The sequence below is a fragment of the Sediminimonas qiaohouensis DSM 21189 genome, assembly GCF_000423645.1.
GTDB lineage: Bacteria > Pseudomonadota > Alphaproteobacteria > Rhodobacterales > Rhodobacteraceae > Sediminimonas > Sediminimonas qiaohouensis.
Genome location: NZ_AUIJ01000001.1, coordinates 164018 through 188859 on the forward strand (window position 1 = coordinate 164018; position 24842 = coordinate 188859).

Consider the following 24842-nt stretch of genomic DNA (forward strand, 5'->3'; position numbering starts at 1 on the left):
CACGGAAGATGGCACCCGCCGGTTTGGTCCGGCGGGTGTCTCTGTTGCCGGGGTGCGCGAGGGATGCAGGGACTTGCAGAACCCTGTGAATGTGGGCCTCGCTTCTGCCGTCAGGTTCATATAAGAAACCTCACCTAGGAGTTCGAAAAACCAATTTTCCGACATGGCCATGCTCAAGAAACCTTTCTTCCTGACTATCCCTGCGCGCATCCTGCAATTTCCCGGCTACCGGCCCTGCCTTTCGCCCTTGGCGCTGAACTTGCTGGTGGCGGGGTTCATCATGGCCGCGCACAACGCGACCTTCTGGTCGCTGGGCTACCGGGTGTTCGACGGCATGCTGCTCAAGCAGGCGGTGTTCGGGGTGGCCGCGTTCGCGCTGACGCTGCTGCTGGTGGCGGGGCTCGGCTTTCGCTGGCTCCAGCGGCCGGCGCTGGCATTCCTGCTGCTGTTGTCGGCGGTGACCTCTTATTACATGGACACGCTTGGCGTGGTGATCGACCGCGACATGATCCAGAACGCCGCGACAACGACCGTGACCGAGGCCAAACACTTGGTCACGCCCAACTTTGTGCTGCATGTGGCGGGCTTCGGCATCGTGCCGGCCCTGATGGTGTTCTGGGTGCGGCTAAGCCGGGGGGGCCTATGGCGCGACATTGGCGCGACGATGCTGACGGTGGGGCTGAGTGCGGCGCTGTTCCTTGGCGCGCTGATGACCGATCTGCGCACCTACGCGGCGGTCCTGCGCAAGAACCGCGAGCTGACCGCGGCGGTACAGCCGGCGGCGCCCCTGAACGGGGCGATACAATACGCCGCGATGATGCTGCGCACCCGCAACATCGAGGTGCTGCCACTGGGACGCGACGCGCAAAAGGGCGCAAACCTGAGCGCAGCGGACAAGCCGGTGTTGGCGGTGATCGTCGCGGGCGAGACGGCGCGCGCCCAGAATTTCGGCCTGAACGGATACGCGCGCGATACCACGCCCGAGCTGGCCGCGCGCGGGGTGATCAATTTCGCGGACGTCAGCAGCTGCGGCACCGCGACGGCCACCTCCCTGCCCTGCATGTTCTCGAAATTCGGGCGGCGCGAGTTTTCCTACAGCAAGGGCATCGGCAACGAGAACCTGCTGGACGTGCTGACGCATGCCGGGTTCGACGTCGAATGGTGGGAAAACAACACCGGCGACAAGGCCATCGCGGATCGCGTGACCGCGCGGCGTATGACCGATCTGACAACCCCGGAACATTGCGCGCGCGGCGAATGCATCGATAGCGTCTTCCTTGATTTCTTGCGCGACAAGGCGGCGGCGGTCACGCGTGACACGGTGATCGTCATTCACCAGATCGGAAGCCATGGACCGGCCTATTACCTGCGCTACCCGCCCGATTTCGCGCGGTTCAAGCCCGATTGCCAGACGCCTGAACTCAAGGAATGCAGCGTTGATGAGATCGTGAATGCCTATGACAACACGATCGCCTTTACCGATCATTTCCTGGGCGAGGTGATCGACCTTCTGGATAGCAGCGACACGGTGCTGCCAGCGATGATCTATGCATCCGACCACGGTGAATCGCTGGGGGAAAACGGCCTTTACCTGCATGGCGCGCCCTATTTCATGGCGCCGCAAGAACAGACCAAGGTGCCGATGGTGATGTGGGTGCCAGACAGGTTCGCCGCGGCGGTGTCGCTCAACACCGATTGCCTGCGCGCGCGAGGGGCGCAGGCGGCTAGCCATGACAACCTGTTTCACACCGCGCTTGGCCTTATGGACGTTGAGACCGAGGTGCGACAAGCTGCGCTGGATCTGACTGCAGAATGCAGGCACGACAAGCTATCGAAGGTTTTGAAATGACGCAGCCCCAACCACGTCCCCCACGTATCACCGGCGTGCGGCATTTCTTTGCCGCGATGGGTTATTCTCTGTCAGGGGCGCGGCGCCTGTGGGCCGAGGACGCGTTTCGCCAAGAGATGATCGGCGGGGTCTCAATGCTGATCGTGCTGGCGCTGCTGGACGCATCGGGGGCCGAGTTCGCGGCGTTCGGGGCGCTGTTTGCGATCCTCGTTGCGGTTGAGGCCCTGAACACGGCGCTGGAATGCGTGGTCGATCACCTGTCGCCCGACTGGTCGGAATTTGCACGCGATGCCAAGGATCTTGGATCGCTCGCGGTGATGTGCGTCCTGCTGGCGCATGGCGTTTTGCTGGCGCATGTGGCGTGGGGCGCGTTTTTCGGCTGACGCGGGGCGGGCTGCCGGTTTTTGTTGATCCGTGCGAACGAAATCTCTAACTGCCGCGCATGGGCCGCCAAACCGCCCGCGCCATGAGAGGGAGCCGCCATGATCCAGACCCCCTGCTACCTGATCGACAAGACCCGCCTGCTGCCCAACATGGAACGCATCGCGTGGCTGCGCGAGGCTTCGGGCGCGAAATCCTTGCTGGCGCTCAAGTGTTTCGCGACGTGGTCGGTGTTCGATTTCATGGCGCAATACATGGATGGCACGACCTCCTCGTCGCTCTACGAGGCGCGGCTGGGGGCGGAAAAGTTCGGCGGCGAGACGCATGCCTATTCCGTGGCCTGGGCCGATGACGAGATCGCGCCGGTCCTGGCGGTGTCCGACAAGGTGATTTTCAACACCCGCAGTCAGCTGGAGAGGTTCGCGACGCCGTCCGAGGGGCATGTGCGGGGCCTGCGGGTCAACCCCGGGGTCAGCACCTCGGGCTTTGACCTCGCCGATCCGGCGCGCCCGTTTTCGCGGCTAGGCGAGCATGACCCGGCGGCGATCGCGCCGGTCGCGGACATGATCAGCGGTTTCATGTTCCACAACAACTGCGAGAACGCGGATTTCGACCGGTTCGACGAGATGCTGACCCATATCGAGGACCGCTTCGGCCCCCTGATCGACCGCATGGAATGGATCAGCCTTGGCGGCGGCATTCATTTCACCGGAGACGGCTACCCGATCGAGCGGCTGGCCGAGCGGCTCAAGCGGTTCGCGGAACAGCACGGCGTGCAAGTCTACCTTGAGCCCGGCGAGGCCGCGATCACCAATTCCACCACGCTGGAAGTGACGGTTCTGGATACCATGTTCAACGGAAGGAACCTTGCCATCGTGGACGCCTCGATCGAGGCGCATATGCTGGATCTGCTGATCTACCGCGAAACTGCGCAGGTGGGCGACGATACCGGCCCCGAAGAATGGATGATCTGCGGCAAATCCTGCCTCGCGGGCGATATCTTCGGCACCTCGCGCTTTCCCGCGCCGCTTGTGCCCGGCGACAGGTTGTCGGTGCACGATGCGGGGGGCTACACGATGGTCAAGAAGAACTGGTTCAACGGCGTGAAAATGCCCGCAATCGCCGTACGCGAGATGGACGGCACGGTTCGGTGCGTGCGCAGCTTCGACTACGACGACTTCGCGGCGGCCCTGTCGTGACCGGACGGCATTCAATTCTCACCCCATGACCCCAGATAACGGAGGCTGACATGAAACGAAACGTGCTTATCATCGGCGCGGGCGGCGTGGCGCAGGTGACCGCCCACAAATGCGCGCAGCACAACGATGAGCTGGGCGATATCCATATCGCCAGCCGGACCATCGCCAAGTGCGACGCGATCATCGACAGTATCCGCGAAAAGGGCAGCATGAAGGTTGATGGCGTTCTCGCGTCCCACGCTATCGATGCAACCGACAGCGCCGCGGTTGCCGCGCTGATCCGTCAGACCGGCGCGCAGATCGTGATCAATGTCGGGTCGGCCTTCGTGAACATGCATGTGCTCGATGCCTGCGTTGAGACCGGCGCGGCCTACATGGACACGGCCATTCACGAGGAACCCGACAAGATCTGCGAAACCCCGCCGTGGTATGCCAATTACGAATGGAAGCGCCGCGACACCTGCGCCCAAAAGGGCGTCAGCGCGATCCTTGGCGTCGGGTTCGATCCCGGGGTGGTGAACGCCTATGCCAAGCTGGCCATCGATGAGTATCTCGACGAGGTGCGCAGCATCGACATCGTGGATATCAACGCCGGATCGCACGGCAAGTATTTCGCCACCAATTTCGATCCCGAGATCAACTTTCGCGAGTTCACGGGAACAGTCTATAGCTGGCAAAGCGGCCAGTGGCAGGAAAACAGCATGTTCGAGGTGGGCAAGACCTGGGACCTGCCCGTCGTCGGGCAGCAACAGGCCTACATGACCGGCCACGACGAGGTGCATTCGCTGGCGACGAATTACCCGCAGGCCGATGTGCGGTTCTGGATGGGCTTCGGCGAACGCTATATCACCGTGTTCAACGTGCTCAACAACCTTGGCCTTCTGTCCGAGCATCCCGTGACCACCGCCGAGGGGCTCGAGGTGGTGCCGCTCAAGGTGGTCAAGGCGGTTCTGCCCGATCCGGCCAGCCTTGCGCCCGGGTACACCGGCAAGACCTGCATCGGCGACGTGGTGCGCGGCGTGAAGGACGGCGAAGAGGCCGAAGTGTTCGTCTACAACGTGGCCGACCACGAGGACGCCTATGCCGAGGTCGGCAGCCAGGGCATATCCTACACCGCCGGCGTGCCGCCGGTGGCGGCCGCGCGCCTGATCGCGCGCGGCGACTGGGACACCGGCACCATGGTCAATGTCGAGGAACTGGACCCAAAGCCGTTCCTGACCCTGCTGGACGATATGGGGCTGCCGACCCGGGTGAAAGATGCCAGCGGCGACCGGGCGTGGAACGCGCGGTAACGTACGCGCCGGAAGGGCGCACCTGATGAAAGACCCGCCAGCGGAATACGTTGGCGGGTCTTTGACGTTCTGAGTTTGCGCGCGGCCCGGATCAGGCGGCGGGCATGCGTCGCTCGACCACCTCGGCCAGCCAGCTACAGCCGGCCGGGATCGCCTCGTCGTTGAAGTTGTATTCAGGGTGGTGGACCATCGCGGTGTCACCGTTGCCGATCAGGATATAGGCGCCGGGGCGTTCCTCAAGCATAAACGCGAAATCCTCGCCGCCCATGACCAGCGGCGCGTCCGAGCAGCTGCCGCTGACATCGCGGGCGACCCCGGCGGCGAACTCGGTTTGTTCTTCGCTGTTGACCATCACCGGGTAGCCGCGGTGGTAATCCACCTTGGCGGTCCCGCCAAAAGTGGCGGCGGTGCCTTCGCAGATGGCGCGCAGGCGTGTCTCGGCAAGATCGCGCACATCGGGGCTGAGGGTGCGGACGGTGCCGCGCAGATGCACCCGCTGGGGGATCACGTTGAACGCGGTCGAGGAGGTCTCGAACGCCGTCACGGACACGACGATCTGTTCGATCGGGTCGGCGTTGCGGCTGGCGATGGTCTGCAGCGCCAGAACGGTGTGACTGGCGATCACGGTGCTGTCGATGGTTTCATGTGGCTTGGCCGCGTGGCCGCCCTTGCCTTCGATCTCGATATCGAACTGGTCCGTGGCGGCAAAAAAGGCGCCTGGGCGGATCGCAAACTCGCCCACTGGTTTGCCGGGCCAGTTGTGCATGCCATACACTTCCTGGATGCCCCAACGTTTCATCAGGTCATCGTCGCACATCGCCTTGGCGCCGGCGCCGCCCTCTTCCGCGGGTTGAAAGATCAGCACGACCGTACCGTCGAAATTGCGTGTCTCGGCAAGGTATTGCGCCGCCCCCAGCAGCATCGCGGTGTGCCCGTCATGGCCGCAGGCATGCATGGCGCCGTCGGTTTTGCTGGCATAATCAAGGCCGGTCTGTTCGTGGATCGGCAGCGCGTCCATGTCCGCGCGCAGGCCGATGACCTTGCCCGCGCTGTCGGACTTGCCGTGGATGACGCCCACGACGCCGGTCCTGCCGATGCCGGTGACCACCTCGTCACAACCGAACGCCTGTAGCTTCTCCGCCACGATCCCGGCGGTGCGGTGCGTTTCATAAAGGATCTCGGGATGTTCGTGAAAATCGCGCCGCCATGCGGTGATATCGGCGTGCAGCTCTGCAAGTCGGTTCTTTACGGGCATGTGTTATGTCTCTCTTTCCTGTTTCACGCGTCCTGAAGGCGGGTCACGAGCCGGCGCATGAAATCATGGCCTGCGTCGAACTGTTCCTGGGTGATGTATTCATCGGGTTGATGGGCCTGCGCGATGTCGCCGGGGCCGCACACGGCGGCGGAGTAACCGGCGCGCTGAAACAGGCCGGCCTCGGTGCCGTAGCTGACGACATGGCCGGCATTGTCGCCGGTGATTGCGCGGACCAGCGCCTCGGCGGCGCCATCGGTTTCTGGCTTGAGGCCCGGAACAAAGAACTTCTGCGAGACCTCGATCCGCGCCTCGGGGCGGACGGCTTGCATCTGCGTCTCGACGGCGCGGACCTGTTCCATGTAGCGCTCGCGCCATTCATCGGGGTCTTCGCCCGGCACAACGCGGAAGTCCATGCCGAAGCGGCATTCCTTGGCGGTGATGTTGTGGGCGGTGCCGCCCTCGATCGTGCCGACATGCAGGGTGGTCCAGGGGGGATGGAACATCGCGGCAAGGTCACTGGGCGTGGCTGCCATGTTCTCGGCGTTGGTCCTGTTGGCCCATTCGATCAGTTTCGCGCCGTACATGATGGCATTGACGCCCTCGTGCATGATCGATGAATGCACCTCGAACCCGATGATCCGGGTCCAAAACCCCTGCCCGCCCTTGTGGCCGGTGACCGCCTGCATCATCGACGGCTCGCCCACGATCACGGTGCTGGCGGGCGGCAGGCGCTCTTGCATGGCGCGGATCATGGGGGGTGCGCCGACGCATCCGATCTCTTCGTCATAGCTAAGCGCGAGTTGCAGGGGACGCTTGACGCCGGCGTGGTGCGCCTCGACAAGCGCCCAGATGGCCAGCGCGTCAAAGCCCTTCATGTCGACGCAGCCGCGCCCGAAATACTTGCCGTCGCGCACGTCCACGGTGAACGGATCGGTTGCCCATGGCTGCCCGTCCACGGGGACCACATCGGTGTGGCCCGACAGGACAACGCCGCCCTCCGTCTCGGGGCCGGCATGGGCGAACAGCGCGGCCTTTTCATTGTCCTCACTATAGTGGCGATGCGCGGTTATCCCGTGATCGGCGAGATAGCCATCGACCCACTCCACCAAGGCAAGGTTGCTGTCGCGGCTGACGGTGGGAAAGCTGACCAGCTTCTCCATCAGCTCAAAAGGCGTCAAACGCGCGGTCATAAAGGGGCCTTTCAGTATCCGCTATCGGTGGTCAGGACGAAATGGCCCTTTGAAACCTCCTCGTATTCGGAGGGGGCGGGCTCATAATCCAGCGGATGAATGGGAGACGGAATCGGTTTGAAGTTCAAGTCCTTTTCCGTCTTACGGCGGCGCGGATCGGCAATTGGTACCGCCTTCATCAAGGCCTGCGTATAGGGGTGGCGGGGGTCCTCGAATACCGCGCGGCGCGGACCCATTTCCACGATACGGCCCAAATACATCACGCCGACATCATGGCTGACGCGCTCAACCACGGCCATGTCGTGGCTGATGAACAGATAGGACAGGCCCAGCTCGGCCTGCAATTCCATCATCAGGTTCAGAACCTGCGCCTGCACCGACACGTCCAGCGCGCTAACTGATTCGTCAGCGACGATCAGCTTGGGGTTCAACGCCAGCGCGCGCGCGATCGCCACGCGCTGCCGCTGTCCACCTGACAGCTCATGCGGGAACCGGCGCAGGAAGGTGCGCGGCAGCTCTACCCGGTCGAACAGCATCTCCACCCGCTTGTTCAGCTCGGCGCCCTTGTAGGTGCCGAAATTCCACATCGGCTCGGCCACCTGATCGGCAAGCTGCATCTGCGGATTGAGCGACGCGAACGGGTCCTGAAACACCATCTGCATATCAAGGCGCGCACGGCGCAAGTCGCGGTGACTGAGGCCCATCACATCCAGCCCGGCCAGATCGATGGTGCCCGACTGCGGCTCGACCAGACGCAGCAGGGATCGCCCCGCGGTGGATTTGCCGCAACCCGACTCGCCCACAAGGCTAAGGGTGCGGCCCTTGTTGATGGTGAACGAGACATCCTCGACCGCGTGCACTTGCGCCACGGTCCGGCGAAAAAAACCACCCTTGACCGGGAAGCGCGTAGTCAGGTTGCGCACCTTCAAAAGCGGCTCGGTGGTGCCGGGGATCGGGCGCACGTCCTGCCCGTCGACGCCCAGAAGGCGCATTGGCTCCGGCAGGTCCTTGCCGTTCATCTCGCCCAGCTTGGGCACGGCGGACAAAAGCGCCTTGGTGTAGTCATGCTGGGGATTTTCGAAAATTTCCTCGACGGTGCCCTCTTCCACCTTGTTGCCGCGGAACATCACGACGACACGGTCGGCCATCTGCGCGACCACGGCCATGTCATGGGTAATGAACATCACCGCGGTGCCGGTTTCACGCTTGAGCCGGTCCATAAGCGCCAGGATCTCGGCCTGGATGGTCACATCAAGCGCGGTGGTCGGCTCGTCCGCGATCAGCAGGCGCGGGCGGCAGGCCATGGCCATGGCGATAACAACGCGCTGACGCATGCCGCCGGACAACTCGTGCGGGTATTGCTTGAGCCGCGCCTCCGGCTCGGGAATGCGCACCTCGCGCAACAGATCCAGCGCGCGCGCCTCGGCGTCCTTGCGGCTCATGCCGCTGTGCACGCGCAGGCCCTCGGTCAACTGTCGGCCCACTGTGAACACCGGATTGAGGGCGGTCATCGGCTCTTGGAAGATCATGCCGATCTCGTTGCCGCGAATGGTCCGCATCAGGTTTTGCGGCATCTTGGCCAGATCGGTCTCGGTGTCATCCTTGCGGTCAAAAATCAGGCGCCCACCGGCGATCTTGCCGCCGCCAAACTCGACCAAACGCATCAGCGAAAGGCTGGATACCGATTTGCCGGACCCGGATTCTCCAACGATACAAACGGTTTCGCCCGGATTGATCGAAAACGAAACATCCTCGACGCCGACAACTTCGCCATCCTTGGTCTGAAATTCGACCCGCAGATTGCGGATATCGACTATCGGCTGATCCAGCATCAAGCCCACCTTGTTGTGAAAAACTGTTCAGTTTCGAAGCTACAGACAGCGCGGCGATACTGTCAAACGGCATTCGTAGGGTAAACGAGGGGAATCAAGCTTGCTTTTTGCAGCCAGTTTGATTGTGATGAACCCGACCGTGAGGGATGGTCCGGACCCCAAGCACCCGAAAACGGGGCAAGTTCGTTTGCTTTCCTACCCTTGCGGACCAATGGTGCCAACTCGTGCGCTATTACCAAACAAGAGGCATGAAGATGTGTCCAACAAGGAGGATGAAATGAAAATGCGTACCCTATTGCTCGGCGCCGCGGCGGCGTTCGCGATGGCCCCGGCGGCCATGGCTGAACGCGGCAGCGACGGCGAGGTTCGAATCATCTACTGGCAAGCCCCCTCGATCATGAACCCGTTCCTTTCGGGTGGCACCAAGGACGTGCAGGCCTCGAGCCTGGTGATCGAACCGCTGGCGCGCTTCGATGAAACCGGCAAGATGGTGCCCTGGCTGGTCGAAGACATCCCGACCGTCGATAACGGCGGCGTGTCCGAGGACCTGAAATCGGTCACCTGGACGATCCGTGACGATGTGAAATGGTCGGACGGATCGCAATTCACTTCTGCGGACGTCAAATTCACCGCCGAATACTGCATGAACCCCGACATGGGCTGTGCGCAGCGGACCAAGTTCGAAGGGGTCGAAAGCGTCGAGGCGCCCGATCCGCAAACCGTGGTGGTCAACTTCGCCAAGCCGACGCCGGTGCCCTACCTGCCGTTCGTCGGCGCGGAAAGCCCGATCATCCAGAAGGCCCAGTTCGAGGACTGCACCGGCGCCAAGGCGCCCGAATGCACGGAAGAAAACTTCCATCCCGTCGGCACCGGCCCCTTCGTGGTCACCGATTTCCGTCCCAATGACGTGATCCAGATGGAAGCGAACCAGCACTACCGCGACCCCGACAAGCCGGCCTTTGCGACGGTGACGTTCAAGGGCGGCGGCGACGCGGCCGCGGCCGGGCGCGCGGTGATGGAAACGGGCGAATACGACTACGCCTGGAACCTCCAACTTGCCCCCGATGTCATCAAGCAGATGGAAGAAGCCGGCAAGGGCGTTGCGATCAGCGGCTTCGGCACGTTGGTTGAGCGTATCATGGTCAACAACACCAACCCCGACCCCAGCCTGCCCGACGGCGAGCGCGCGGTCGTGCGCCCGCATCCGGTGCTCAAGGACAAGGCGGTGCGCAAGGCGCTGAGCATGGCGATCGACCGGCCGCTCCTGGTCGAGATTGGCTATGGCCAGGCCGGCAAGGTGACCTGCAACCTCGTGCCCGCGCCCGAGGCATTCAACTCGGACACGTTCGATTGCAGCACGCAGGATATCGAAGGCGCCAAGGCGCTTCTGGAAGAGGCCGGATGGGTCGATAGCGACGGCGACGGCGTGCGCGAGAAGGACGGCCTTGAACTGAGCTTTACCTACCAGACCTCGACCAATGCCGTGCGCCAGGACTTCCAGGCGCTGATCAAGCAGTGGTGGGGCGAGATCGGCGTCGAAACCGAGCTGCGCAACATCGACGCCAGTGTATTCTTCGGCGGCGACCCGGGGAGCCCGGACACCTTCCAGAAGTTCTATGCCGACCTGGAGATGTACGCCAACCTGTTCCCCGGAACCGATCCGCAGGCTTATCTGGGCAACTACTTGTGCGACAAGGCGCCCACCCCCGAAAGCCAGTGGCAGGGCGAAAACGTCAGCCGATTCTGCGACGAGGAATATGACGCGCTGCACGCCAAGCTGACCGAGACGGCGGGCATTGAAAAGCGCGCCGAGATCGCCAAGCAGCTTAACGATATGCTGATCGAGGCGGGCACGCTTATCCCGCTGGTGCACCGCGGGCGTCTTTCGGCCAAGTCCAACACGCTGGGCGGTGTCGTGCTCAACACCTGGGACAGCGAGCTGTGGAACGCAGCCGATTGGTACCGCAAGGACATGTAAGCTCGACCTCCACGCCCCGGCCGCTATGCCGGGGCGTGTTCCCCCGCGCCCGGTTTGGCCTGTGCCAAGGCATCCGGCGCGGGGCTTTCATACAAAGGCCCGTCAATGCTCACTTACACTATTCGCAGGCTGACCTTGGCCATCCCCACGCTGCTGTTCATCAGCCTCGTGATTTTCCTTCTGCTGGAACTGGCGCCGGGCGATCCGATGGCACAGGTGCCGCTGACCGTGCCGCCGGAGGTCAAGCAACAGATGCGCGAGGCGCTCGGCCTGGGCGAGCCGACGCATATCCGCTTTGGCAAATGGCTCTGGCAGTTTTTCGTCATCGAGCCAATGAACCTGATCGACGCCACTCTGGGGACCACCATCGCCGAGGGCGAAAGCCGCGTGATCTCGTGGCAGACCCGCTCGCCGGTGATGGATATCGTCGCGCAGCGCATGCCGCAGACCCTGTGGGTGGTCGCGATGTCCTATGTCGTAGGCATCCTCATCGCGATGCCGATCGGGATCTATTCCGCCTACCGACAGTATTCCGTTTTCGACCAGGTCGGCACCTTTGTGACCATGGTCGGCTACTCCGTCCCGCCATTCTTCAGCGGTGTTTTGGTGATCGTGATCTTCTCGGTTCAACTGGGCTGGTTGCCGTCGATCTATGACACCACCCTGAACGTCGTCGACTGGGCCACGTTCAAGAAACAGCTGATGCAGATGGTGATGCCGGTGATGGTTCTGGCGCTTCAGACAACGGCGCAGATCAGCCGCTTCATGCGAGCCTCGATGCTTGACAACCTGAACCAGGATTACGTGCGCACCGCCCGCGCCAAGGGTCTGAGCGAATGGTCCGTGGTGATGATCCACGTCTTGCGCAACTCGATGATCCCGGTGGTGACCGTGATCGCCTTGGGCGTGCCCTACATCTTTGGCGGCGCCATCATCACCGAGCAGATATTCAAGGTGAACGGCCTTGGGCAATTGCTGATCACCGCCATTCAGGCCAACGATCTGCCGATGGTGCAGACGGTGACCTTCATGCTGGCGGTGCTGATCGTTCTGTTCAACATCATCGCCGATATCCTGTACGGCGTACTTGACCCGAGGATCCGCTATGACTGAACTGCCTGTCGAACCCGTTCCGGCCAAGGCCCCGCGCAGCAAGCGGCGCGATGTCTGGGATCAGTTCAAGAGCCACAAGGGCGCGCTTCTGGGCATGTTCATCTTCGCGGTGATCGTGCTGGGCGTGCTGCTGGGGCCGTACCTGTGGCCGTATGATGCAACCTATATCGACATCCGCGCGCGCAACGAGGGGCCGAGTTTCGCGCATCCCATGGGCACCGACCAGCTAGGCCGCGATACCATGGCGCGCATGATGGCCGGCGGACAGACCTCGATCTCGGTCGGGGTGACGGCGATGCTGCTGGCGTTGGTTTTGGGCAGCTTAATCGGCGTCGTTGCCGGCTTTTTCAAGCGGCTGGACGGCCCCCTGATGCGGCTGACAGATCTGTTCCTGGCGCTGCCGCTGCTGCCATTGCTGCTGGTGATGGTGCTGCTGTTCCGCGAGCCGCTCAGCGCTACGTTCGGGCCGGAAACGGGGATTTTCATCCTGATCGTGGTGGCCATCGGCATCACCAGCTGGATGCCAACGGCGCGAATCGTGCGGGGCGATGTGCTGGCGCTAAAAGAGCGCGAATTCGTGCTGGCGGCGCGCTCCATCGGGACGACGAACTTTCGCATGATCACGCGGCACATCCTGCCCAACGTGATGTCGCCGATCATGGTGTCGGCCACACTGGGAATCGCCAACGCGATCATCACCGAAAGCGCGCTGTCGTTTCTGGGCCTTGGCTTTCCGCCGGATTTTCCAACATGGGGGCGGCTGTTGTATGACGCGACAAACTACCTGCAGCAATACCCCGAGCGGGTGATCTGGCCCGGCGCGGCAATCTCGCTGACGGTGTTGTCGGTCAACTACCTTGGTGACGGCCTGCGCGATGCGCTGGACCCGCGAATTCGCGGACGCTAAGGCCAAAAAGAACGGCGCGCCCGGAAACCCCGCGCGACCCCGAATTGTGGGTCGCGCGGACGTGGCCGGGTGAAACGCGCGACGTGGCTTTTACCGCCACTTGGAACATTTTCCCACAATAGCCCGCGCACACCCCATTCACATGACTTGAACGGGCGACATTCCTGCGCCAATTGGAACACAATTCCAACGCGACGGGAGCGAGTTATGTTTGAGACTTTCGGCTTTGAAACCCTGACGGCGCCGCAAGCGGTGCTGTGGTTCGCGCTTGCCTTGGGGCTGGTGTTTGGCGCACTGGCACAGATCACGCGGTTCTGCTTGCGCCGCGCCCTCGTTGGCAGCGACCGCCGCGCGGCAGGCGCGGTGTGGCTGACCGCGCTGGCCGTAGCCGTGGCAGGCACCCAAGGCGCCGTCGCAATGGGATGGATCAGCTTCGCCGGTCACCGCTTCATGGCCTCTGAGCTGCCGATACTGGCGATCGCGGCCGGGGGGATCTTGTTCGGGGCGGGCATGGTCCTGACGCGGGGCTGCGTGTCGCGCCTGACGGTTCTGGGCGGCTCGGGCAACCTGCGGGCGCTGCTGGTGCTGGTGGTGTTCGCGATCACCGCGCATGCCACGCTCAAGGGGGTTCTGGCGCCGGTGCGCACCACCCTTGGCAGCGTGACTGTCCCGCTGGGGGACGCCGCCGCCCTGCCCGGTAATCCGTGGCTGTGGGCGGGCCTTCTGGTGGCTGCTGCGCTGCTGGTTGCCTACCGCGCGGGCGCGGGACGCGGGATGCTGGCGCTGGCCGCCGTGATCGGGGCGCTGGTGCCGCTGGCGTGGGTTGGCACGGGTTTCATCCTGTATGACGACTTCGACCCGATCGCGATGCAAAGCCTGTCTTTCACCTCGCCCTCGGCGGACACGATGTTCTGGCTGCTTGCCTCCACCTCGATCCCGGCCGGGTTCGGCGCGGGGCTGATCGGCGGCGTTCTGGGCGGCGCGTTCCTTGCCGCCGCAGCGCGGGGCGAGTTCCAATGGCAAAGCTTTGAAAGCCCGCGCCAGACCGGCCGTTACCTGGGCGGTGCGGTCTTGATGGGCGTGGGCGGTGTTCTGGCCGGGGGCTGCACCGTGGGTGCGGGCCTGTCAGGGGTTCCGACGCTGTCGGTCGCGGCCATTCTCGCGCTGTCGTCGATCGCGGCGGGGGCGCTCGCGACGCGCGCGGCGCTTAATGAATCCGGGCGTGTATCCGGCGGATCAGCCACCACACCAGCAACACAACCGGCAGAGTAAGCATCGCCGTCAGCTCGCCCTTGGCGAGGCCGACAAGCTTGGCAAACGGGCTGGCGGCATAGGCCGCCAGCGACACGCCGTAATAGCTGATTGCCACCACGCTCAGGCCCTCGACCGTGCGCTGCAGCCGCAATTGCGCCTCGGCGCGACGGTTCATCCCTTCCAGCAGCTTCTGGTTCTGGGCCGATCGATCCACGTCCACCGAGGTCCGCAGCAACTCGCCCGCGCGCATCGCACGGTCGGCCAGCGTATCAAGGCGCCTTTGGGTTGCCTTGACGGTGCGCATGGCCGGGTCATAGCGGCGCATCATGAACTCGTTGAACGTCTGGCGCCCCTCAAATCGCTGCTCGCGCAACACCGCGATACGCTGGTGCACGATCGCCTCGTAGGCGGCGGTCGCGCCAAACCGGAACGAGGTGCGCGCAACCGTGTTTTCCAACTCGGCCGAGATCGCCAGCAACCCGGCAAGCGTCTCCTCGGCGGGGTGATCGCCATGGGTCATCCTGTCCATCAGCCCGGTCAGGCGGCAATCAAGCGCGCCCATGCGCGGTGACATGTCCTTGACCTTGGCAAAGCCCAGCATCGACATCGTCTTGTATGTCTCGATCTCGCACAGGCGCTGCACCACGCGGCCGACGCGGCGGCTGCCGGTGCCGGGGGCGACAAAGACCGCGACGCGCTGATGCCCGGCAGAATCGATGCGAAAATCGGCGGCCACGACCGCCGCATCGTCCAGGACCCGGCTCACGGCCAGGCTTTCAGGCACGAACCACTCGCGCACCCGCTCCATCACGGTATCCTTGTCGTGTAGCGGCTCGATCCGCATCAGGGCCGAGGTCATCCGCACCCCCGGCATCTGCGCCAGCCAATCCCTGGGAAACACCTCGAAATCGGCGGGGTCGAAGGCGCGATCGCTCAGCTTGTCGGAAAACACCGTGTAGGTGACGAACTCGGTATGACTTTCCCATTTCAGACGGAAGCGCCCGATCTGGCCGAAATAATGCGTCGCCCCCGGCTGCGGGTGCGGCGCGCCGTGGCGATCCAGCAGGGCAATCAGGTGATCCATGTCGGCGTTGCGGTCGCGGCCAGCGGCCCCGTCGGCACGTTTGACAGCCAGGAAAACGGCGCTGCATGGCACATCCAACGAAGGAAACGGCCGCGCATGCAACTCGTTCGCCAGCTCGTAGCGGAGGGGATGATCTTGAATGGGCGGCATGGCGCGATCCGGCTGTACAGCAACAATGGTGCGCCAGCTATATCGCGCCCCGACCACAAAGGAAAGTAAAGTGTTTTGTTTCAGAAGGTTACAGAACACGGTCGTATACCGTAGCGCGGCGACGGCCCGAATGGGGTGCTCCACTTACCGGATGCAGGCGGCTTGGCTCCCTTCGCGGCCCTCGCTTTCAACGCAACATGAGCCGGGCGTGCGCCTGCCCGTGGGGTGGCGCAACAACGACTGAGCGGGGCGCTTTATCCCGGCAAAACACCTCCGACAGTTCAATGGCAGTTCACCGCACCCAAAGCGCCAGCCCGCCCGAACGGGCAGGCGCTCGCCCGGCGCCTGACGGCGCTATTCGGGCGATCCGGGACCATAACGCGCGATCAGCGCATGATGAACGGGTTGGCCATGGGCGTGTCCGATGTGTTGATCCAGGTGGTCTTGGTCCTTGTGTAATCAAGCACCGCCTCAAGCCCCGCTTCCCTGCCATAGCCCGATTGATTGAACCCACCGAACGGTGCGATCGGGGAAATGGCGCGGTAGGTGTTGATCCAGCAGATCCCCGCGCGCAACCTTTCGGACACCCGGTGCGCACGCGCCAGGTTCTGCGTAAAAACGCCCGAGCCGAGGCCGTAAGGCGTGCTATTGGCCAGCGCGATCGCTTCCTCTTCGGTATCGAAGGGCAAAAGCGACATGACCGGCCCGAACATCTCGACCTTGAGCGTTTCAGTCTCGGGGCCCGCGCACTCCACCAGCGTTGGCGCCATATAGGAACCGGGCCGCTCAACCCGCGCGCCGCCGAACCGGATGCGTGCACCCTGCGCACGGGCGTGCGCCAGGCTGTCCTCGATCCGGTTTATCTGCGCCTCGGTACAAAGCGGGCCGATGTGGGTTGCGGCGTCAAGCGGATCGCCAACCACGATAACGGCCGCCTTTTCCTCGATCCGGCGCACCAGATCGTCAAAGATTGGCCTGTGCACCAATCCCCGCGATCCCGCGACGCAGCTTTGCCCCGAGGCGCCGAAATTGCCGGCAATGAGCCCGTTCGCGGCACCATCCAGATCGGCGTCGTCAAAGACCAGGATCGGGGATTTCCCGCCCAGCTCCAGCGTGGTCACCGCGAAATTCTCGGCCGAATTGCGCACCACGTGGCGCGCCGTCTCGGGCCCGCCGGTAAACGCAATCCGGTCGATATCGGGGTGGCGCGTCAGCGGGATGGCGCAGTTCTCCGCGTCCCCGGTGATGACCGACACTACGCCGCGCGGAAACCCCGCGCGCTCAATCAGCCGGGCCAGCTCGAACATCGGTGCGGGCGCTATTTCCGAGGCCTTCAAAACCACCGCGCAGCCCGCCGCAAGCGCCGGTCCAAGCTTGGTCGCGGTCAGGAACATCTGCGCGTTCCACGGCACGACGGCCGCCACCACCCCGATCGGATCGCGCCGGGTAAAGACATGCATATCCGGCTTGTCGATCGGCAGGACTGCGCCTTCGATCTTGTCCGCCAGCCCCGCATAATAGCGATAGTAATCCGCGACATAGGCGGTCTGGCTGACGGTCTCGGCCAAAAGTTTGCCGCTATCGGTCGTCTCTATCAGGCCAAGATGCACGGCGTTTTCCGCGACAAGATCGGCAAGCCGATAGAGCAGCTTGCCCCGCGCGGTTTGCGACATATCCCGCCACGCCGGATCGGCCAGAGCGCGCTGCCCGGCGGCCACGGCGCGATCCACATCCGCGGAGGCAGCGCAGGCAAAACTGGCCCAGTCGGCGCCGGTGGCCGGGTTGCGCGCGGCCATGGCCTGCCCCTCCGCCCCCTCGGTCCAGTCGCCATCGATGAATAGCTGATAATGCGGTTTCTGTTCCATTCATTCCTCACTGAAATGCGGGCATCACATCGTCGATAAAGCGCCCGAGCGAGGCGCGCTTGCGCTCGGTGTCCATCCCGGAATCGACCCAGAAGGAAAACTCGTCATAGCCGAGATCCTCGTAGCGCTTGAGCTGATCGATCACCTCTTGCTTGGTGCCAAAGGCCAGATCGCGCTGCAGGTTGTCGGGGGCAATCATCGGGTTCGACGCAATCTCGGCCTCTGACAACGCCTTGATCAGGCCCTGATCGACCGGCCGCTCGTTCTTGAACCAGGCAAAGAAATACGCGTAGTAGCGCGAGATTTCCTGCGCCGCCCGCGCGACATCGTCGGAATCGCTCCCGACATAGGCGTGCTGTAGCAGCATGATTTTTGAGCGCGGGCCAGAATGGCTTGCGCAGGCGGCATTGAAGCGGGCCATCAGGGTTTCGACCTCTTCCATACCCTGCCACAGCGGCGTGACCTGTATGTTAAAGCCGTTATGAACGCCAAATTCGTGGCTGTTGGGATCGCGCGCGGCAATCCAGATCGGCGGCCCGCCGGCCTGTACCGGCTTCGGGGTGGAACTGGTCGAGGGGAAATCGAAAAACGCGCCATTGTGGGTGCAATCGCCCTTCCACAGCCGCGGCACCAGCGGCGCGGTCTCGCGCATCCGCTGGCCCGCTTCCCAGGCGTCCATTCCCGGCATAAGGCGTTCGTATTCATAGGCATAGGCGCCGCGCGCGATGCCCAGCTCGATCCGCCCGCCGGTGATCTGATCGGCGGCGGCGGCCTCGCCCGCCAAACGGACGGGGTGCCAGAACGGCGCGATCACCGTGCCGGTGCCAAGGCGCACGTTTTTCGTGTGATGGGCCAGGTCAACCAACGGCAGGAACGGATTCGGCGCAATGGTGAACTCCATCCCGTGATGCTCGCCGGTCCAGATGGCGCGCATCCCGCCCTCATCGGCCATCTTGCACAAGCTGACGAAGTCCTCATAAAGCGTCTCGTAGGGTTGGTCGGGGGTCAGGCGCTCCATGTGCGCGAAAAGCGAGAAATCCATCGTGCCTCCTTTCAGGGTTGCGTATCTCCCGGCCCTTCATCGCCGAGATACAGCGTGAAGGTCCGGGTTCTGGTTTCCAGGGCAAAGCGGCGCATCATCGTGGCGATGGCCGGCGTCGCGTAGCGTTGCGCGGGCAGGTCCTCGGGCGCCACGCAACGCGTCCCGCCCTCGGGTGCCCGGCCGGTGGCGCGGGCCAGCACATAGGTGTGGTGCACGCCAAGCCGACGGTCATCGAAGGCCGAGTAGGCCAGCCCGAACTCGGCCGCGATCCCGCGTGCCGTCAGGCCCGTGCCCAGGGTTTCAAGCTGACTGGCGCAGCCTTGCACCGTCACTTGCGGCGGGCGCAGCCCGTCGGGCGTTTCATCCAGCAAAACGCCGTCATCGGTCTCGACAATCGCGCCGACCACGGCGCCGGTTTCCTGCCGCGTGCCTGCCTCGCGCTCAAGTCCGAGGCTGAAGTAGCGCCCGGCGCCATAGCCCAACCCCGCGCCGCCGGCGTGGTCGTAATCGATGACCTCGCCCAGAAGGATGCTGTGATCGCCCGCGGGTATCGCCTGCCGCACCGCGCACGAGAACCGCGCCACCGCACCGTCGATCACCGGGATGCCATGCCGGTCCATCGTGTGGCGCGTCGCGGCGAAGCGGTCCTCTTTCCTGCTGGCGAAGGTGTTCGAGACGTCCTCCTGCCCTTCGGCCAGCACGCTGACCGCGAATTGGCCCGCGTTGTGGAACGCATCGAAGGACGACAGGAACTTGCCGGGACAAACCAGCAATAGCGGCGGGTCAAGCGACACCGAGCAAAACGAATTCGCGGTGAAGCCGACGGGCGTGCCATCAGGCGCGCGGGTGGTCACCACGGTGACGCCCGTCATGAAGCTGCCAAACGCGTTGCGCAGCGCGCGCGGATCAAATGCGGTCATGAATGGCACTCCCTTGCGAAATCGACCAAGCTGCGGCTCACGGCGTCCGCGTGGGTCATCGGCATCATGTGCGCGGCGCCCGCGACGATCTCCGCCTGCCCGCCCGGTGCCAGCGCGGCCATGTCGTGCGCCATTTGCGGGGTCGAATTCGGCTCTGCGTCTCCGGTCATGAAAAGGGCGGGCACGTGCAGGCTGCGCAGCGCCGCATCCGGGGGGCCGTCCTCGCGGGCGAAAACCGCGTAGGCGGATTTGTAGCCCGCCGGATCGACCGCGTTCAGCCATCTCGCACAAGCGGCGCGTTCCGGCGACGGCGTGACGCCAAACCACCGCTCCAGCGTTTGGGACGAATCGGGGTTGGTGACCCCGCCGAGCGCCGATACCCGCGCCGCCACCTGCTCCTTGGCCGCGGCGCTACGCCGGTACACCGCGTTCAACGCGACGACACCGCGCAGGCGCCCCGGGTATCGCGGCACCAGGTCGAGGGCGATCATCGCGCCCATCGAATGGCCCACGACAACCGCCGGCTCATCCAGGCAGGCAGCGGCCAGATCGGCATAGCTGCGCAGGTCCCGCAGATCGGGCAGGTTTGGGCTTTCGCCATGTCCGGGCATATCCGGGGCAATCACCTTGAACCCCGCGCGGACAAGCGCACCGATCTGCCCATTCCACGCCTCGGCCCGCAGGCCGACGCCATGAAGCAGCACGATCCGTGGCCCTGTCCCTGCGGCATGGGCGGCGAGAGGCCCAGCCTCAGACCGCGGCAGGGTTGTCCACGTCATGACCGAGATCCTTCAAATCCTGGTAGCGGTCGCCGATCCGGTGATGCGGGCGGCCATTCATCGCCGCACCAAGCACGACAACGATCTCGTCGGCGCGCGGGGCATCGGGGATGGCGAACTGGATCGTCAGATAATGCGAGCGGCGCCCGGCATCGTTCTTGTCCATCAACGGCACCATGATCGGGGCGTTGGCCCCGCCACGGGTGTTGGTGAAGGCAAGATAGGATTTCGCATCCACGGCTTCGCGGTAGTGATTGCCGAAACGCAGCGTGTGGATCAGGCCCGAAGCATGTTCCACCTCGCCGTCAAGGCCCACCACCGCCGCCTTGCCATAGGCCTCGATCCGGTCGCCGCCCCCGGCAAGCGTTATCATCCGGTCGGTCATCATCTCGCCAAGGACGGGGGCATAGGCGTGGATCTCGGGGGTCAGATCCTCGACAAAGCGCCCCGCCCACGGATTGCGCACCACCGCCGCCACCGCAAACATGCGCCACGGCTCCTTGGCTGGTCGAAACCCTTCGATCAGAACGTCTTCGTCATAGGTCACTATTTTGCGGATTTCCGGCTGCATGATGCTCTCCTGTTCGTCGCCCGGTCTTTCTCGGTCAGCAGTCGAATTTTGACAAACGATAGAACTTCAGGCTTAAGCATTAGCAACACTAATACCTAGGTTGATCATGAAGCGCGCACTCCCCCCTCTTACCTGGTACCGCTCTTTCGAAGCGGCCGCCCGACACCTGAGCTTTACCGCCGCAGCCTCTGAGGTGGGGCTGACGCAATCGGCGGTCAGTCAACAGGTGAAGGCGCTTGAGACCCGTTTGCGCATCGCGCTTTTTACCCGGCAGCCGCGCGGGCTGGCCCTGACGGATGACGGGCGCCGCCTGCTCCCGCAGGTAAGCGCGGCGCTTGAGCAACTGGCGGCTGCCGCCGACATGTTCGACGTGGGGCCGACCGACAGCGTTCTGACCGTCGCCATGTCGGTCAGCATGGCGCAATGGGTCGTCGCGCCCCGCCTTGCCGACTTCACCGCCGCGCATCCCGGGCTGCGCCTGCGCATCCTTAGCGCCATATGGCCCGATGACTTCAGTAGCGCGATGGCCGATGTCGAGGTGCGCTTCGGCTCGCGCAAGCAGGCGGGCACGGACGCGCGGGAACTTACCCCGAGCCGTCTGATCGCGTTGAAGGCACCGTCGCTGCAAGCGCCGCTGCCCGAGGCCCCGTTGATCGAGGCGGTCGGCACCTCGGACGGCTGGAAAAACTGGGGACGGGCCACCGGCCTTGACGGATTGCGCCCGACGTTATTTGCCGACAGCTACGGCATGGCCCTGCAACTGGCCGCGCATGGCAACGGCGTGGCGCTCGCCAGCGAAGTGTTGGCCGGGCATTCGTTGGAAACGGGCGATCTTGTCCGCGCGCATGCCGCGTCGATCCCCGGCAAGGAAGGCTACTACCTGTCGGTCAACGTGCCCTCCCCCGTGGCCAACGATTTCCAAGACTGGCTCCTTACGCTGTTGAAGCAATGACGGCATCGGCGGCGTCCGCCCTGCTGCGGCCGCTGAAAACCCGGCACCAATGTGCGGAATCTAGACCTGGGAGCCCAAAGCCAACACCAGCTCCTCAACGCCCCCACGGCGCACCGCATCAAAAAAGGGCGCCCCGGATGGGACGCCCCTTGCAGCTGTCATGTGCGGCGCCTCAGTCGATCCGCGTCAGAAGATCATCCAGCGATTTCTTGGCGTCGCCGTAGAACATCTGCGTGTTGTCCTTGAAAAACAGGGGATTCTCGATCCCGGAATAGCCGGTGCCCTGCCCGCGCTTGGACACGAACACATGCTTGGCCTTCCACACCTCAAGCACCGGCATACCGGCGATCGGGCTGTTGGGATCGTCCTGCGCGGCCGGGTTCACGATGTCGTTCGAACCGATGACGATCGCCACGTCGGTGTCTGGGAAATCCTCGTTGATCTCGTCCATCTCCAGCACGATATCGTAGGGCACCTTGGCCTCGGCCAGCAGCACGTTCATGTGCCCCGGCAGGCGCCCGGCGACGGGGTGGATGGCGAAACGCACCTCCTTGCCCTTGGCCCGCAGCCGCTTGGTCAGCTCACTGACCGATTGCTGCGCCTGCGCCACCGCCATGCCGTAGCCGGGCACGATGATGACGCTGTCGGCCTCGTCAAGGGCCTGCGCCACGCCATCGGCGTCGATCGCTGTCATCTCGCCCTCGACCTCCATCTGCGGGCCGGTGGTGCCACCGAAGCCGCCCAGGATCACGCTGATGAAATGGCGGTTCATCGCCTTGCACATGATGTAGCTCAGGATCGCGCCCGAGGAACCAACCAGCGCCCCTGTCACGATCAGCAGATCGTTCGACAGGGTAAAGCCGATCGCCGCAGCCGCCCAGCCCGAGTAGCTGTTGAGCATGGACACGACCACCGGCATATCGGCGCCGCCGATGCCCATGATCAGGTGATAGCCGATGAAGAACGCCAGGATCATGATGCCCAGCAGCGGCCACATGCCGCCGCCCGACAGGTACATGATGGCGAGGATCAGGCTCAGCGCCGCGGCGGTAGCATTGAGGATGTGCCCGCCCGGCAGTTTCTTCGGCTTGCCATCGACCTTGCCGGCCAGCTTGCCGAAGGCGATGATCGATCCGGTGAAGGTGACAGCGCCAATGAACACGCCAAGAACCACCTCGACCTGCAGGAACATCAGCTCATCCGGCGCCTTTTTCGCCACAAGCGCGGCGAAAGCGGAAAACCCGTCCGCGCCGCTACCGGCCGCCTTGGCTGCCATGACGCGGGCGCGCTCCATCTCAGCGTTGAGGCCGACGAAAACGGCCGCAAGACCCACGAAGCTGTGCAACGCGGCCACCAGTTGCGGCATTTCCGTCATGCCGACGCGGCGGGCCACCTCGTAGCCGATATAGGCGCCGATGACGACCATCGGCACCATCACCCAGAAGTTGCCGATACCGGGCCCGAAGGTGGTGAAGAACACCGCCACCGCCATGCCGATGATACCGTACCAGACGGCGCGCTTGGCCTTTTCCTGGTTGGAAAGCCCCCCGAGCGAGAGGATGAATAGAACGCTGGCCGAAATCGAGGCGGCCGCTACAAAACCTTGTCCGAGCATCTGTTTTCCTCCGCCCTCAGGATTTCTGGAACATGGCAAGCATGCGCCGCGTGACCATGAAGCCGCCGACGACGTTGATCGTCGCGATCAACACCGAAATGGCGGCCAGGACCACCACGACCCAGTTTCCCGAGCCGATCTGGAGGATTGCCCCCAGGATGATGATGCCCGAAATCGCATTGGTCACCGCCATCAGCGGGGTATGCAGCGAATGCGCGACACCCCAGATGACCTGAAAGCCCACGAAACAGGCCAGCGCGAAAACGATGAAATGCTGCATGAAGCTGGCCGGGGCGATCTGCCCCAGCAGCAGCATCAGCGCCCCGCCAACGGCCAGCAACGTAACCTGACTCTTGGTTTGTGCCTTGAAGGCGGCCACTTCCTGCGCCTTCTTTTCCTCGGCCGTCAGTTCCTTCGCTGCCTCCTTTTTGGGGGCGGCGGCGATTGCGGCCACCTTGGGCGGCGGCGGCGGGAAGGTGACCTCCTTGTCGTGGGTTACGGTGGCGCCGCGGATCACGTCATCTTCCATGTCATGCACGATCACGCCGTCCTTTTCCGGCGTCAGATCGGTCATCATGTGGCGGATGTTGGTGGCATAAAGCGTGCTGGATTGCGTCGCCATGCGGCTGGGGAAATCGGTGTAGCCGATGATCGTCACGCCGCCGTCGGTGACGATCTTGTCGTCCATCACCGTCAACTTGCAGTTGCCGCCCTTCTCAGCCGCCAGGTCCACGATGACCGAGCCGCGCTTCATCGACGCGACCATGTCCTCGGTCCATAGCTCGGGCGCCTCGCGGTTGGGGATCAGCGCGGTGGTGATGACGATATCCATCTCCGGCGCCAGTTCGCGGAACTTGGCAAGCTGCGCTTCGCGGAACTCGGGGCTGGAGGGGGCGGCATAGCCGCCGGTCTCTGCGCCGTCCTGGGTTTCCTCATCGAAATCGAGATAGACGAACTCGGCGCCCATGCTCTCGACCTGCTCGGCTACTTCGGGGCGCACGTCAAAAGCATAGGTAACCGCGCCCAGCGATGTCGCCGTGCCGATCGCGGCCAGGCCGGCCACACCGGCGCCAACGACCAGAACCTTGGCCGGCGGCACCTTGCCGGCGGCTGTGATCTGCCCGGTGAAGAAGCGGCCAAAGTTGTTGCCCGCCTCGATCACGGCGCGGTAGCCAGCGATGTTCGCCATCGAGCTGAGCGCGTCCATCTTCTGCGCGCGGGAAATGCGCGGCACCATGTCCATCGCGATGGTCGTGGCGCCCTTGGACGCGGCGAGGCTCATCAGCTCTTCGTTGGCCGCGGGCCAAAAGAAGCTGATCAGGGTCTGCCCCTTGCGCAGGCGCTTTGCCTCGGTCTCGGTCGGGGGGCGCACCTTGGCGACCACGTCGGAGGCCTTCCACAATTGCGCGGCTGTCTTGATGATTTCGACGCCGGCCTCCTCGTAGGCGGCATCAGAGAACCCCGCACGAGTGCCAGCGCCGGTCTCGATGGCGCAGTCGTGGCCGAGCTTTTGCAAGGCCCTGGCCGAGTCCGGGGTCATGGCCACGCGGGCCTCCCCCTCCATCACTTCCTTTGGCGTTCCGATTTTCACGTTCTTTGTCCCCCTATTCAGCA

Annotated in this window: 20 protein-coding genes; 9 read left to right on the forward strand and 11 right to left on the reverse strand. The window is 63.9% G+C overall.

Translation table 11 applies throughout. The features are described 5' to 3' along the window. The first annotated feature begins 169 nt into the window (after nt 1-169). The 4 genes from G568_RS0100815 (at nt 170) to G568_RS0100830 (ending at nt 4721) form a co-directional block, all read left to right on the forward strand. Entirely contained in the window at nt 170-1849 is a 1680-nt protein-coding gene (locus tag G568_RS0100815) for a phosphoethanolamine transferase (protein ID WP_157084214.1), read from the forward strand. Beyond that, a complete protein-coding gene (locus G568_RS0100820) occupies nt 1846-2232 on the forward strand; it encodes a diacylglycerol kinase (RefSeq protein WP_026756257.1) in 387 nt (128 codons plus the stop codon). Before G568_RS0100815 ends, G568_RS0100820 begins: the two co-directional genes overlap by 4 nt. A 102-nt stretch (nt 2233-2334) precedes the next feature. Further along, nucleotides 2335-3429 carry a carboxynorspermidine decarboxylase gene (locus G568_RS0100825; protein WP_026756258.1) on the forward strand — a complete coding sequence of 365 codons (1095 nt, stop codon included), beginning with the start codon at nt 2335-2337 and terminating at the stop codon, nt 3427-3429. Nucleotides 3430-3479: 50 nt separating this feature from the next. After that, the gene (locus G568_RS0100830; RefSeq protein WP_026756259.1) at nt 3480-4721 is read left to right on the forward strand and encodes a saccharopine dehydrogenase family protein; all 1242 of its coding nucleotides are present in this window, start codon (nt 3480-3482) and stop codon (nt 4719-4721) included. Nucleotides 4722-4812: 91 nt separating this feature from the next. On the opposite strand, the gene G568_RS0100835 is transcribed toward G568_RS0100830, so the two are convergent. The 3 genes from G568_RS0100835 to G568_RS0100845 are packed head-to-tail and all read right to left on the reverse strand — an operon-like array spanning nt 4813 to nt 8998. After that, the gene (locus G568_RS0100835; RefSeq protein WP_026756260.1) at nt 4813-5976 is read right to left on the reverse strand and encodes a M20 aminoacylase family protein; all 1164 of its coding nucleotides are present in this window, start codon (nt 5974-5976) and stop codon (nt 4813-4815) included. Between the two features lie 23 nt (nt 5977-5999). After that, complete coding sequence (gene argE / locus G568_RS0100840; protein ID WP_026756261.1) at nt 6000-7166, reverse strand: acetylornithine deacetylase; 1167 nt, start codon at nt 7164-7166, stop codon at nt 6000-6002. 11 nt (nt 7167-7177) lie between these two features. After that, nucleotides 7178-8998, reverse strand: a complete 1821-nt coding sequence (locus G568_RS0100845) for an ABC transporter ATP-binding protein (RefSeq protein ID WP_026756262.1) — start codon at nt 8996-8998, stop codon at nt 7178-7180. A 277-nt stretch (nt 8999-9275) separates the two neighbouring features. Here G568_RS0100845 and G568_RS0100850 point away from each other — a divergent pair, with 277 nt between their 5' ends. From G568_RS0100850 to G568_RS0100865, 4 genes are all read left to right on the forward strand, one after another. Further along, on the forward strand, nt 9276-10976 hold the full coding sequence (locus tag G568_RS0100850; protein WP_026756263.1) for a peptide ABC transporter substrate-binding protein: 1701 nt from the start codon (nt 9276-9278) through the stop codon (nt 10974-10976). A gap of 105 nt (nt 10977-11081) precedes the next feature. Further along, nucleotides 11082-12089 carry an ABC transporter permease gene (locus G568_RS0100855; RefSeq protein ID WP_026756264.1) on the forward strand — a complete coding sequence of 336 codons (1008 nt, stop codon included), beginning with the start codon at nt 11082-11084 and terminating at the stop codon, nt 12087-12089. Beyond that, nucleotides 12082-12996: an ABC transporter permease gene (locus tag G568_RS0100860; protein WP_026756265.1), complete on the forward strand. Its 915-nt coding sequence runs from the start codon at nt 12082-12084 to the stop codon at nt 12994-12996. Before G568_RS0100855 ends, G568_RS0100860 begins: the two co-directional genes overlap by 8 nt. Nucleotides 12997-13203: 207 nt before the next feature. Further along, nucleotides 13204-14268: a YeeE/YedE family protein gene (locus G568_RS0100865; protein WP_026756266.1), complete on the forward strand. Its 1065-nt coding sequence runs from the start codon at nt 13204-13206 to the stop codon at nt 14266-14268. On the opposite strand, the gene G568_RS0100870 is transcribed toward G568_RS0100865, so the two are convergent. From G568_RS0100870 to G568_RS0100895, 6 genes are all read right to left on the reverse strand, one after another. Beyond that, complete coding sequence (locus G568_RS0100870) at nt 14204-15484, reverse strand: DUF3422 family protein (RefSeq protein WP_026756267.1); 1281 nt, start codon at nt 15482-15484, stop codon at nt 14204-14206. The two genes, G568_RS0100865 and G568_RS0100870, sit on opposite strands and share 65 nt — an antisense overlap. A 386-nt stretch (nt 15485-15870) precedes the next feature. Continuing rightward, nucleotides 15871-17349 carry an aldehyde dehydrogenase gene (locus tag G568_RS0100875; RefSeq protein WP_026756268.1) on the reverse strand — a complete coding sequence of 493 codons (1479 nt, stop codon included), beginning with the start codon at nt 17347-17349 and terminating at the stop codon, nt 15871-15873. Nucleotides 17350-17356: 7 nt separating this feature from the next. Next, nucleotides 17357-18391, reverse strand: a complete 1035-nt coding sequence (locus tag G568_RS0100880; RefSeq protein WP_026756269.1) for an LLM class flavin-dependent oxidoreductase — start codon at nt 18389-18391, stop codon at nt 17357-17359. A gap of 11 nt (nt 18392-18402) precedes the next feature. Beyond that, nucleotides 18403-19311 (reverse strand): flavin reductase family protein, encoded by a 909-nt coding sequence (locus G568_RS0100885; protein ID WP_026756270.1) that lies wholly within the window; start codon nt 19309-19311, stop codon nt 18403-18405. Beyond that, the gene (locus G568_RS0100890; RefSeq protein WP_026756271.1) at nt 19308-20090 is read right to left on the reverse strand and encodes an alpha/beta fold hydrolase; all 783 of its coding nucleotides are present in this window, start codon (nt 20088-20090) and stop codon (nt 19308-19310) included. The genes G568_RS0100885 and G568_RS0100890 overlap by 4 nt, the downstream gene beginning before the upstream one ends. Next, nucleotides 20062-20661, reverse strand: a complete 600-nt coding sequence (locus G568_RS0100895; RefSeq protein WP_026756272.1) for an amino acid synthesis family protein — start codon at nt 20659-20661, stop codon at nt 20062-20064. The genes G568_RS0100890 and G568_RS0100895 overlap by 29 nt, the downstream gene beginning before the upstream one ends. A 106-nt stretch (nt 20662-20767) precedes the next feature. On the opposite strand from G568_RS0100895, the gene G568_RS0100900 reads away from it, so the two are divergent. Next, nucleotides 20768-21613, forward strand: coding sequence for a LysR family transcriptional regulator (locus G568_RS0100900; protein ID WP_026756273.1), 846 nt, complete (start codon nt 20768-20770; stop codon nt 21611-21613). A 172-nt stretch (nt 21614-21785) separates the two neighbouring features. Here the strand turns inward: G568_RS0100900 and G568_RS0100905 are convergent, their stop codons facing one another. Continuing rightward, on the reverse strand, nt 21786-23228 hold the full coding sequence (locus G568_RS0100905) for an NAD(P)(+) transhydrogenase (Re/Si-specific) subunit beta (RefSeq protein ID WP_026756274.1): 1443 nt from the start codon (nt 23226-23228) through the stop codon (nt 21786-21788). A gap of 16 nt (nt 23229-23244) precedes the next feature. Beyond that, nucleotides 23245-24819: a Re/Si-specific NAD(P)(+) transhydrogenase subunit alpha gene (locus tag G568_RS0100910; RefSeq protein ID WP_026756275.1), complete on the reverse strand. Its 1575-nt coding sequence runs from the start codon at nt 24817-24819 to the stop codon at nt 23245-23247. Between the last annotated feature and the right edge of the window lie 23 nt (nt 24820-24842).